Raw genomic sequence first — 10,783 nt, forward strand, 5'->3', positions numbered from 1 at the left:
CAGGCCCTTGCCGCCACCGGGCAGCACGGCCAGCAGCACGATCGGGAGCACGTAGGCGGCGAGCTTCTGGTTGACGGTGTCCACGACGATGAACGCCTGGTTGCAGTCCGGGCAGGAGTCGATGTGCTCGCCGAACTTCAGCTCGGCGCGGGGGCTGAGGTCGCCACGGGCGAACTGGCTCATCCGGGCGTGCGCCCACTGGCACTGCTCGCGCACCGGCGCAGGGCCGGCGTGGAGGTCGAGATAGGCGCGCTTGAGGCCCTCGCGGGCACGGTGGGCCAGCGAGGACACAGCGCGCGGCTGCAGGTCCATGATGGTGGCGACCTCAGCCGGCTTCCGTCCCTCGACCTCGACGTGCCACAGGACCCGCTGCCAGCTCTCGGGCAGGCTCGAGAGGGCGTCCACCGCGACCGTCTCGTCGAGCCCGGCCACCATCTCCTCAGCGGGGAGCTGGGCGTCGTCGAACAGCCAGGGCTGGTCGGACACCGGCGACTCGCGCGGTGCCCGCAGACCGTCGCGGTAGCCGTTGCGGATCGTGACGTGCAGGTAGGCGCGGAAGTTGTCGGTCGGTCCGCCGCCGGACCGCAGGGCCGCGAGCACGCGGGCGAAGGACTCCGCGACAAGCTCGTCGGCCTGGTCGGCGCCGACCAGGATGCGCGCCAGGTGACGGGCGCCGTCGACGTGTGCGCGGTAAAGGTCCTCGTAGGCGAGGCTGTCGCCGCTGCGGACGCGGTCGAGCAGCTGCTCGTCCAGCTCGCGGCGCGAGTCGTCCGCCATCAGGTCCCCCCGGATCCTGGTCGTTCGCGGCCCGTGACGGGCGGCGCGTTGTCGGGCCCGCTTCGTTGCGAGGTCGTCGTGGATGCGCATCGCATCATGCCATCTCCGGGAAATTTGCAAACTTCCCGGAAAACCGCGTGATGTTCGCGGACGCGCTCCGTCTGGTTGAGGGCAGGCCGGAGGACCCCGGCCTGCCCCAACCCACCCTGAACTGCGGACGGAGGCACCGATGAGCGCGCTGCACAGCACCCGCACCGGCACCGCGCCCTCCGGGGTGGTCCAGCTCCGGCCGCGCGCGGTCGCTCGCCGTACCGCCGCGCTCCGGAACCGCCTGCTCGAGCGCCGACGCATGGTCGGGCCCTACCGGCACCGCCTGCTCGAGATCACCGGCGACGTGCTCGGACGGGTCGCACAGGTGGGCGCCGACGACCTGGACGCCTGGGAGCGCCTCCTGCTGTTCCTCGAGGACCACGAGGACAACACGTTCGCCTCCCCCGCCGACGCGTCCGCGGCCAACCTGGTCGCCCTGGCACTCTTCGACGAGGTCACCGACCACGCAGCGCTCGCCGACCTGGCGGGACAGCTCGGACACGAACGGCTCGCCCGACTCCAGCACCGCCACGGCAGCCCGCTGGAGTCACACCCGGGACTGCCCCTGACGAGCGAGGCAGTCCGCCGCCTCGTCGCCAGCGACCTGCGCGAGCGCCTGGCCGCGGACCCCCGGACGGCCACCCACGTCGAGGCCATCGCCGACACGTGCCTGCGCGCTGCTCATGCCCTGCTCAACCAGGGCACCGACAAGACCTGGACCGTCCCGACGCTGGACACGATCGAGGAGCTCCTCGACATCGCCGAGCAGGGCACGATCGTCGAGTGGCGCCACCACATGGCGATGGTCACGGCGAAGCCCTGGTCGCCGTACACGGGCCGGATCGTCGACCTCGCACAGCAGGCCGGCAAGTCCCACACCGCCTCGGTCATCGCGGCGTTCGTCGACCTCTGCCGCGAGAAGGCGGCCTCCGTCGGCCGCCGCGAGCACGAGCGCGAGATCGACACGCTGGTCGCACTGCGCGACGCCGGCCGCAGGAGCGGCCCCTAGATCGTCGGAGTGCCTGCGGGCGCCAGTTCCGGGGGCCTGGGGGGGCTACGGAGCGGCAGGGATCCGGTCTCCATCAACGGAGACCTCATTCCACCCCGCGGGCACTCCGACTCACCTGCCGATTCACCGTGCAGGCGCGAGCAGCTCCACCCTGTTGCCGGCGCCGTCGAAGGCATGGCAACGCTCGTGGCCGTCGAACGTGTGCCGCTCGCGCCAGTCCGTCTCGAACCCGAGATCACCGAGGCGCGCGGCGACGGCCTCGAGCTCGTCCGTCGATCCCAGCAGGAACGCGGGGTGGGCCTTGCGTGCCGGGGCGAACGGCTCCTCGACGCCGACGTGGATCTCGGCGGTGGTGACTCCGCTGGCGTCGTACGACCGGAACCAGCAACCTCCCCGCTTCGCCAGCTCCGCCGGCTTCGGCACCTCCGTCATGCCGATGCCGTCCGCGTAGAAGCGGCGGGCCGCATCCTCGCCGCCGCTCGGGCAGGCGACCTGGACGTGGTGGATCCTCATCCCGGCAACTTCGCGACGACGAAGATCCTGCGGAAGGGCATCACGACACCAGCACCGTCGTCCGGATAGGCCGCACGCAGGCGGGCCCTGAACTCCTCCTCGAACGCGGGGCGCAGGTCGTCGGGCAACGCCTGCAGCGTGGGGCGGGCGCCGGTGCCCGACACCCAGGTGAAGACCGGGTCAGGGCCCTGCAGGACGTGGAGGTACGTCGTCTCCCATGCGTCGACCTCGCAGCCGAGGCCCTGCAGGACGCGCAGGTAGGTGGCGGCGTCATGGGCAGCGATCCGGGCGGCGCCGGCCGTGTGGAGGTCGTACGGCGGCTCGGCCGCCAGCTCCTCGCGGATCGTCGTGGTGGGCTGGTCGGCGTTGCCGGGCACCTGGAAGGCGAGCCAGCCGCCGGGCGCGAGCGCGGCGACCAGGGCGGGCACCAGGTCGAGGTGACCGTCGACCCACTGCAGGGTCGCGTTGGAGACCAGCACGTCGACGGAGCCCGGCGCGACGGTCGCCAGCCAGTCGCGCAGGTCGGCCCTGTGGAAGGACACGCGCTCCGCGGCCGGACTGTCGGAGGCCGCGCGCACCATGTCCTCACTGGAATCGATGCCGGTGACCGACGCTGCCGGCCAGCGGTCAGCGAGGAGGGAGGTCAGATTGCCCGGACCACAACCGAGGTCGACCACGACGTGCGGATCGGCTGCGTCGATGCGGGTGATCAGGTCGACGAACGGGCGGCCGCGTTCGTCGGCGTAGGTGAGGTAGCGCTGCGGATCCCAGGCGTGGCTCAACGCGCGACCTCCCGCTCGGTGAGGAACTCGAGGATGCGCGCGTTGACGACGTCCGGACGCTCGACCTGCAGGAAGTGCCCGGCACCCTCGACGACCGCGACCCGGCTGCCCTCGGGCAGGTGGCTGCCGACCAGGCCGGCCCACCGGACGTCGAGACAACCGTCGTCGGCGCCGTGGAGGTAGAGGATCGGCACCTTCGGCCCCGCGAGCCAGTCGTTCGCGAACCGGCGGTAGCGCTCCGGGATGCCCCAGGCGCGCGGCTGGGCGCGGTAGTAGCCGAGCACCGCGCTCTTGCGTGCCTCGTCCGGTACGGCGGCCGCGAGGTGCCTGCGGTCCTCGGTCGCGTCGAAGCCCGGGGACCAGCGCTCCCACAGGTGGTCGACGAGACGGTCGAAGGAACGCTCGGGCAGGCGCGGGAGCTGGTTGAACACGGTGTACCAGCTGAGCCCGGCCTGTCGCGGCAGCACCCGGAGCCACCGAGCCAGGTCACCCCGGTGCGGGTTCATCGCGGCGAGCGGCGGCACGGACAGCGAGACGATGTGGCCGAACGGGTTGGCGTCGGTCGCGGCGATCCCGTTGGCGGTGATCGCACCCCAGTCGTGCCCGACGAGCAGCGCCCGGTCGTCGCCGCCGTACTCCCGATGGAGGGCGAGGACGTCGTCCATCAGTGCCGCGACGTGATAGCTGCCGTCGGTCGGGATCGAGCTCGGCGCATAGCCGCGCGTGAACGGAGCGACCACCCGCCAGCCCGCGTCGACCAGTGCCGGCGCGACGTGGCGCCAGGTGTGGGCGGTGTCCGGGAACCCGTGCAGGAGCACGGCGAGCGGCCGGTCGTGGTCGTCGACGTCACCCCACACGAGGCTGGTGAGGGTGACCCGGTCCAGCACTGTCGATCGATGGTTCACGGGGCAACCCTACGGCGCATCTATCTTGACATCAAGATTCTCGACCCAACCGCTAGGATGCCGCCATGCGGGATGAGGTCGATGAGCTGATCGAGGCGTGGGCGCGCGAGCGCAGCGACCTCGACCTCGGGCCCGTCGCCGTCTTCAGCCGGATCTCCCGCCTGGCCCACCACGTCGACAGGGCGCGCCGGCAGGCCTTCACGGCCCACGACATCGAGCCGTGGGAGTTCGACGTGCTCGCCGCGCTGCGGCGGGCCGGGGCGCCGTACGAGCTCTCGCCGGGGCGCTTGCTGCGCGAGACGCTGGTGACCAGCGGGACGATGACCAACCGGGTCGACCGGCTCGCGACCCGGGGCCTTGTCGAGCGCCACCCCGACCCGTCCGACCGCCGCGGTGTGCTGGTCCGGCTGACCCCGGAGGGCAAGGAGGCGGTCGACGGTGCGTTCACCGCACTGCTCGACGCCGAACGGGACCTGCTGACCGGGCTGAGCGACAAGGACCGGCGACTGCTCGCCGACCTGTTGCGCCGGCTGCTGCTGCCCTTCGCCGACTGACCCCTCCCCGGATCACTCCCGGATCACACCCCGATCACTCCAGGAGTGCGGCCGCCTCGAGCCACTCGAGCTCGGCGTTTGCCTTGTCCTCGTGGAGGGCGGTGAGCTCCTCCGCGATCTCGGTGAGCTTCTTCGCGTCGCTGGCGTTGTCGAGCAGCGCAGCCGTCAGCTCGCCCTCGCGCTGACCCATCCGGGCCAGCACCTTGTCGAGGCGGGCCACCGTCTTGCGAGCGGTGCGCTCCTCGGCCGAACCGGCGCGGGCCTTGTTGGACTTCGATCCACCGCCGCCCTCAGCGGGTGCTCGATCAGCTTGGTCCTGATCGGACTTCCTGGGCGATGCGGTGGTGTTCTCCGCACCCCCGGCCTTGCGACGCTCGAGGTACTCATCCACGCCACGCGGCAGCATCGACACCTTGCCGTCGCCGAGCAACGCCCAGACCGAGTCGGTGACCCGCTCCAGGAAGTACCGGTCGTGGGAGACGACGACGAGCGTGCCGGGCCAGCCGTCGAGGAAGTCCTCGAGGACGTTGAGGGTCTCGATGTCGAGGTCGTTGGTGGGCTCGTCGAGGAGCAGCACGTTCGGCTCGGTCAGCAGCAGCCGCAGCAGCTGGAAGCGGCGCCGCTCACCACCGGACAGGTCACCGACGCGGGCCGTGAGGCGGTCACCGGTGAAGCCGAAGCGCTCCAGCAGCGAGGTTGCGGACACCTCGCCGTCGAGGGTCTTGGTGACGCGCCGGATCGACTCGACCGTCGCGAGCACGCGCGAGTTCGGGTCGTCGAACTCGACGTCCTGGGTCAGGTGCTCCAGCGCCACCGTGCGGCCCTGCTTGACCCGTCCGGCGACGGGCGAGGCGGTGCCGGCGATCAGCGACAGGACGGACGTCTTGCCCGCGCCGTTGACGCCGACCAGGCCGACCCGGTCACCGGGGCCGAGGCGCCAGGTGGCGTTCTTGAGCAGGGTGCGCTCGCCGCGGACGAAGTCGACGTCCTCGATGTCGATGACGTCCTTGCCCAGCCGCTGCGTGGCGAACTTCTGGAGCTCGAGCCGGTCGCGCGGCGGAGGAACGTCCTCGATCAGGGCGTTTGCGGCGTCGATGCGGAACTTCGGCTTCGCCGTGCGGGCCGGGGCGCCGCGGCGCAGCCAGGCCAGCTCCTTCTTGACGAGGTTCTGCCGGCGCTGCTCGGAGACGCTGGCCTGGCGCGAACGCTCGGCCTTGGCGAGCACGAACGCGGCGTAGCCGCCGTCGTACAGGTCGACGACACCGTCGTGGACCTCCCACGTCTGCTGGCAGACCGCGTCGAGGAACCAGCGGTCGTGCGTCACCACGACCAGCGCGGAGGACCGGCCGGCCATGTGCGCAGCCAGCCAGGCGACGGCTTCGACGTCGAGGTGGTTGGTGGGCTCGTCGAGGATGATCAGGTCGTGGTCGCCGAGCAGCAGCGCGGCCAGCGCGCAGCGGCGACGCTCGCCACCGGACAGCCCGTGGATGATGCGATCGAGCTCGACGCCCGCCAGCAGGACCTCGACGATCTCGCGGGAACGCCCGTCGGCGGCCCACTCGTGGTCCGCCATCCCACCGAGGACGACCTCGCGCACCGAGTGCGTGTCGTCGAAGTCGTCGCGCTGCGTGAGGACCCCGATGAGCAGGCCGCGCTGGCGCGAGACCCGACCGGAGTCCGGCTCCTCGGTGCCGGTCATCAGGCGCAGCAGCGTCGTCTTGCCGTCACCGTTGCGGCCCACGACCCCGATCCGCTCGCCGGCAGCGATGCCGAGCGAGACGTCGGTCAGCAACGGGCGCACGCCGAAGGCCTTGGAGACCTTCTCGAGGTTGAGCAGGCTGGTCGGTTCAGGCATAGGTCACCACGTGGGCACCAGCGACAGGGCCGGGCGCGAGGGTGCACCGGAACCCGCGCTCGGTGAGGTCAGCAGCCGTGGCACGCGCGTCGTCGACGTCGTCGTGCAGCACGAGCAGGGTCGGGCCCGAGCCCGACAGGAGTACGCCGGCGGGCGAGAGGCTGCGCAGCTGCACCTCGACGTCCACCAGATCGGGCCGGAGGTCACGCGCCGCGGGCCACAGGTCGTTGGCGAGCAGGTCCCCCACCTCGTCGACGTCGCCACCGGCGAGCGCCTCGAGCAGGGCCTCGGGGACGGGCGGGTCGGCGGGCGCGTCCGGCGAGAGCTCGTCGAAGTGACGGTAGGCCGCGGGGGTCGACAACCCCTCGCCCGAGAGCACGACGACCCACCACACCGACGTGCGGTCCGTGACCGGTTCCACCAGCTGCCCATGACCGGTGCCGAGCGCCGTACCACCGAGCAGGGCGAAGGGCACGTCGCTGCCGAGCGCACCGGCGATCCGGAGCAGGTCGTCGTCGGGCGTCTGCAGGTCCCAGAGCCGGTCGAGGGCGAGCAGGGTCGCGGCGGCGTCGGCCGAGCCGCCGGCCATGCCCCCCATGACCGGGATGCCCTTGGAGATGGAGATGTGCGCGGCGAGGTCGACGCCGTGGTGCTCCACCAGCGCGCGGCCGGCGCGGATCGCGATGTTGGTGTCGTCGAGCGGCACGCCGTCGACGTGCTCGGTCAGCTCGACCGACCACGCAGGGGCGTCGTACACGGTCACGTCGTCGTACAGGCCGACGGCCTGGTAGACGGTTGCGAGCGGGTGCAGGCCGTCGGGGCGCGGGGCGCCGACGCCGAGGTGGAGGTTGATCTTGGCGGGCGCGCGCACGGTGACGGGCGGCAGGCTGTCGATGCGTTGCTGGCTCACTGCGCGACTCCCTGCTGGTGCAGCGCGATCGTGATCGCGACGAACTCGTCGATCCCGAGCGACTCGCCACGGGTGAGCGGGTCGACACCGACCGCGAGGAGCGCGGCCTCGGCCGCTTCGGCGCTGCCCGCGATCCCGCGCAGCACTCCGCGCAGGACCTTGCGGCGCTGCGCGAAGGCGGCGTCGATGACGGCGAACACCTGCTCGCGGGTGACCTCGTCGGTCGGCGGCGCGCGGTGCGTCCAGGCCACCAGCCCGGAGTCGACGTTCGGCGCCGGCCAGAAGACGTTGCGGCCGATCGCGCCGGCCCGCCGCACCTCGGCGTACCAGGCAGCCTTGGCCGACGGGACGCCGTACGTCTTGGAACCGGGAGGCGCGGCCAGGCGGTCGGCGACCTCGGCCTGCACCATCACCAGGCCGTGCTCGAGCGACGGCAGCAGCTCCATCAGGTGCAGCAGCACCGGCACCGAGATGTTGTACGGCAGGTTCGCGACCAGGGCCGTCGGCGCCGGACCGGGGACCTCGGTCACGGCCAGCGCGTCGGCGAGCACGACCCGGAACCGGTCCGTGTGGTCGGGCGCGAAGGACGCGATCGTCGCCGGCAGCTCGTCGGCCAGGGTCTGGTCGACCTCGATCGCCGTGACGTCGGCACCGGCGTCGAGGAGCGCCAGGGTCAGCGACCCGAGCCCGGGACCCACCTCGAGGACCACCTCGCCCTCGACGACACCCGACTCCCGCACGATCCGGCGGACGGTGTTGGCGTCGATGACGAAGTTCTGGCCGCGTTGCTTGGTGGGGCGAAGGTCCAGGCGTGCCGCGAGCTCCCGAACCTCCACCGGACCCAACAGGCGGGGTGGAGCAGCAGAGTCGGGCACGGACATCAGGCTATCGGTCAACGGTTCGAGCCCCGGCGGCTGAGTCCAAAGCTCAGCACACCGGGGCTCGACCCCGTTCACGTCAATCAGCGGGGCAGACCGAGCTTCGACGCACAGCCGGGCCAGGCGCCGTACCCACCGGAGGCGTCGCGGACCTTGGTCGCGATCGCGATCTGGGTCTCGCGGGAGGCCTGGTGAGGCATGCCGGTTCCGCCGTTCGCGCGCCAGGTGCCGAGGCTGAACTGCAGGCCGCCGTAGTAACCGTTGCCGGTGTTGGTGGCCCAGTTGCCGCCGGCCTCGCACTGCGCGAGGCGGTCCCAGACGCTGCTGCCGCCGGCGTAGTTGGCGGTCACCACTTCCTTGGTGCCGACCCGCACGACCTCGGCCGTCGGCTCCTTGCTGACGTCCTGCTCGACGATCTCGCGACGCACGACCTTGCCGTTGCGGAACACGATCTTGTACGTCACGTCGCGGACGCCGGAGACGCCCTCGGTGACGACCTTGCGCTCGCCCTTGAACATCGAGTCGTCCTCGATCTCCTTGACGGGCGCGTCGAACACCTCGTCGTCGACGCTGCGGGTCTTCACGTTCATGTCGGTGTAGACGATCTTGTCGCCGTCCTTGACCTCGACGTCGCGCTTGGGGCTGACCTTGTCGCGCTTGTCCAGCTCGACGCCGACCTCGGCCAGCGCCTCCTCGACGGTCAGGGCCACCACGTTGCGCTTGACGGCCTTCTTGCCGGCGAGCTTGAAGGTGAGCTTCTTCGCCGTGACGACGTCGATCTCGGCGCCACCACGGGTCAGGGTCATGCTGCGGCTGGTCGAGAGGCGGCTGTCGGCGTACAGGGTGCCGATCTGCGAGAGCGCGCCCTGGACGTCGGTCGCGGTCACCCAGTGGGTGCTGGTGTCACCATCGACGGTCAGCTCGATCGGCTTGCTGTACCGGACGGAGACCTTGTCGCCCGCCTCGATCTTCTCGTCCTGGTCGGGCGAGACGACGTCGCGGTCGGCGAGGTCGATGTCGGCGGACGCGAGGACGTCCTCGACGGTATCACCGAACGTGGAGACCGTGCGCTCCTTGCCGTCGACAGAAAGCGTGACCTCGGTGGTCATCGACGAGTAGCCGTAGGTCACCGCGGAGACCGCGATCAACACCGCGACGATCGTCGCGACGAGGGCGACCCGGCTGTGGGTCAGCTTCTGGATGAGCGCCTTGGAGCGCAGGGCAAGGGTGGGGTGCGCAAGCTGCACGACTCTCCGATGTTCGAGCTCCCCGGGCCTCGGTCCACCAGTCCGATCGGGTCTCCCGCACGCGGTGCGGTACTGCCTGATCCCGTGAGAACTGGTCGAGATGGTGCTTCCGATCCCGGCCTTCTGACATCAACGAGAACAGGAGCTAGCACCCAGAAGCAAACCCTCGAGGCCCGATTCACGCTCAGGAGTGACCTGTCTCACCCCGAAAACGCCCCTCTGGCCCCACGCGTCACAGAATCTTGCTAACTCCAGTTAGCACTTTCGATGCTACTTTCAAGCATGTTGGTCGGCACGATCGCAGCCCTGTGGCGCTACCCCGTGAAGTCGATGGGCGGGGAGACGGTGACGTCGTCGTACGTCGACGAGCGCGCCGCGCACGCCGACCGGATGTGGGCGGTCCGCGACCTCGAGCTCAACGCCGTCACGACGGCACGACGGCTCCCCCTCCTGCTGGGCTGCACGGCGCGGTACGTCGACGAGCCAGCAGCAGGCGTCGGGCCCGGCGACGTGGCCGACGTGGTCGTCACGTTCCCGGACGGCACCGAGGTCGCCAGCACCGACCCCGAGACCATGAATGCCCGGCTGAGCGAGCTCACGGGCAAGCGGGTCGCGCTCGTCCCGCTGCCGCCGCTGCACGACAAGGCGGCGTACCGCGGCGTCCTCGCGAGCAAGAAGGACATCCGCCAACAGTTCGGGCTCGCCGACGACGAGCCGCTGCCGGACTACTCGATGTTCTCGCTGAAGATGCTGGCCGAGCTCGCGATCTACGCGACCCCGATCGGGATCTTCGCCGATGCCTACCCGCTGCACGTCGTGACCACCTCGAGCCTGCGCACGATGGCCGCGCACGGCGGCGACTTCGACGTCCGGCGGTTCCGCCCGAACATCGTCATCGACAGCCCGCTGGACGGCCTGGCCGAACAGGAGTGGATCGGCGGCACGCTCCGGGCCGGCGAGCTGGGCATCCGGGTCGAGGTCCCGACCATCCGCTGCACGGTGCCGTTGCGGGAGCAGGCCGGGGTCCCGGCCGACCCCGCGGTGATGCGGTCGGTGTCGACGTACGGCCAGCGCTGGTTCGGCGTCTACGCCGACGTCGCCACGGCCGGAACGGTGCGTGTCGGCGACGCCGTCGACCTGGACCCGCCACCCAGCCACGGCGCGGTCGCAGCGACCTTCGGCCGGATGGCCGAGCGGGTCAAGCGCAACACGGTCAAGGCCGGCAACCGCTTCCTGCCGCGCTGACCGGGCTGGTCGGGCTGG

11 protein-coding genes are annotated in these 10,783 nt (G+C 71.1%); 3 read left to right on the forward strand and 8 right to left on the reverse strand.

From position 1 onward, the window contains the following. Positions 1–777 (reverse strand): sigma-70 family RNA polymerase sigma factor (locus ACOADB_RS03440; protein ID WP_378596534.1); only part of this gene is annotated, 777 nt, incomplete at its 3' end. Positions 778–1,006: 229 nt separating this feature from the next. Here ACOADB_RS03440 and ACOADB_RS03445 point away from each other — a divergent pair. Further along, positions 1,007–1,876 carry a hypothetical protein gene (locus ACOADB_RS03445; protein ID WP_378596535.1) on the forward strand — a complete coding sequence of 290 codons (870 nt, stop codon included), beginning with the start codon at positions 1,007–1,009 and terminating at the stop codon, positions 1,874–1,876. A gap of 123 nt (positions 1,877–1,999) precedes the next feature. Here ACOADB_RS03445 and ACOADB_RS03450 read toward each other — a convergent pair whose 3' ends face one another. The 3 genes from ACOADB_RS03450 to ACOADB_RS03460 are packed head-to-tail and all read right to left on the reverse strand — an operon-like array spanning position 2,000 to position 4,076. Continuing rightward, the gene (locus ACOADB_RS03450; RefSeq protein ID WP_378596536.1) at positions 2,000–2,389 is read right to left on the reverse strand and encodes a VOC family protein; all 390 of its coding nucleotides are present in this window, start codon (positions 2,387–2,389) and stop codon (positions 2,000–2,002) included. Then, complete coding sequence (locus ACOADB_RS03455) at positions 2,386–3,171, reverse strand: methyltransferase domain-containing protein (protein ID WP_378596537.1); 786 nt, start codon at positions 3,169–3,171, stop codon at positions 2,386–2,388. The genes ACOADB_RS03450 and ACOADB_RS03455 overlap by 4 nt, the downstream gene beginning before the upstream one ends. Further along, entirely contained in the window at positions 3,168–4,076 is a 909-nt protein-coding gene (locus tag ACOADB_RS03460) for an alpha/beta fold hydrolase (RefSeq protein WP_378596538.1), read from the reverse strand. The genes ACOADB_RS03455 and ACOADB_RS03460 overlap by 4 nt, the downstream gene beginning before the upstream one ends. Before the next feature lie 65 nt (positions 4,077–4,141). Here ACOADB_RS03460 and ACOADB_RS03465 point away from each other — a divergent pair, with 65 nt between their 5' ends. Then, entirely contained in the window at positions 4,142–4,630 is a 489-nt protein-coding gene (locus ACOADB_RS03465; protein WP_378596539.1) for a MarR family winged helix-turn-helix transcriptional regulator, read from the forward strand. Between the two features lie 34 nt (positions 4,631–4,664). Here ACOADB_RS03465 and ACOADB_RS03470 read toward each other — a convergent pair whose 3' ends face one another. From ACOADB_RS03470 to ACOADB_RS03485, 4 genes are all read right to left on the reverse strand, one after another. Continuing rightward, a complete protein-coding gene (locus ACOADB_RS03470) occupies positions 4,665–6,485 on the reverse strand; it encodes an ABC-F family ATP-binding cassette domain-containing protein (RefSeq protein WP_378596540.1) in 1,821 nt (606 codons plus the stop codon). Next, positions 6,478–7,395 carry a 4-(cytidine 5'-diphospho)-2-C-methyl-D-erythritol kinase gene (locus ACOADB_RS03475; protein ID WP_378596541.1) on the reverse strand — a complete coding sequence of 306 codons (918 nt, stop codon included), beginning with the start codon at positions 7,393–7,395 and terminating at the stop codon, positions 6,478–6,480. The genes ACOADB_RS03470 and ACOADB_RS03475 overlap by 8 nt, the downstream gene beginning before the upstream one ends. After that, entirely contained in the window at positions 7,392–8,270 is an 879-nt protein-coding gene (gene rsmA / locus ACOADB_RS03480) for a 16S rRNA (adenine(1518)-N(6)/adenine(1519)-N(6))-dimethyltransferase RsmA (RefSeq protein WP_378596542.1), read from the reverse strand. Before rsmA ends, ACOADB_RS03475 begins: the two co-directional genes overlap by 4 nt. 86 nt (positions 8,271–8,356) lie before the next feature. Then, positions 8,357–9,520, reverse strand: a complete 1,164-nt coding sequence (locus tag ACOADB_RS03485; RefSeq protein WP_378596543.1) for a transglycosylase family protein — start codon at positions 9,518–9,520, stop codon at positions 8,357–8,359. Positions 9,521–9,802: 282 nt separating this feature from the next. On the opposite strand from ACOADB_RS03485, the gene ACOADB_RS03490 reads away from it, so the two are divergent. Further along, positions 9,803–10,765 carry an MOSC domain-containing protein gene (locus tag ACOADB_RS03490; protein WP_378596544.1) on the forward strand — a complete coding sequence of 321 codons (963 nt, stop codon included), beginning with the start codon at positions 9,803–9,805 and terminating at the stop codon, positions 10,763–10,765. Positions 10,766–10,783 lie beyond the last annotated feature (18 nt).

Origin of the sequence: Nocardioides sp. CPCC 206348, from assembly GCF_048654705.1 — a bacterium.
In the GTDB taxonomy this organism is placed as follows: Bacteria; Actinomycetota; Actinomycetes; order Propionibacteriales; family Nocardioidaceae; genus Nocardioides.

Coding starts and splice junctions, on each gene's coding strand:
- ACOADB_RS03445 (WP_378596535.1), top strand. CDS start 1,007: ATGAGCGCGCTGCACAGCACCCGCACCGGCACCGCGCCCTCCGGGGTG.
- ACOADB_RS03450 (WP_378596536.1), bottom strand. CDS start 2,389: ATGAGGATCCACCACGTCCAGGTCGCCTGCCCGAGCGGCGGCGAGGAT.
- ACOADB_RS03465 (WP_378596539.1), top strand. CDS start 4,142: ATGCGGGATGAGGTCGATGAGCTGATCGAGGCGTGGGCGCGCGAGCGC.
- ACOADB_RS03470 (WP_378596540.1), bottom strand. CDS start 6,485: ATGCCTGAACCGACCAGCCTGCTCAACCTCGAGAAGGTCTCCAAGGCC.
- ACOADB_RS03490 (WP_378596544.1), top strand. CDS start 9,803: ATGTTGGTCGGCACGATCGCAGCCCTGTGGCGCTACCCCGTGAAGTCG.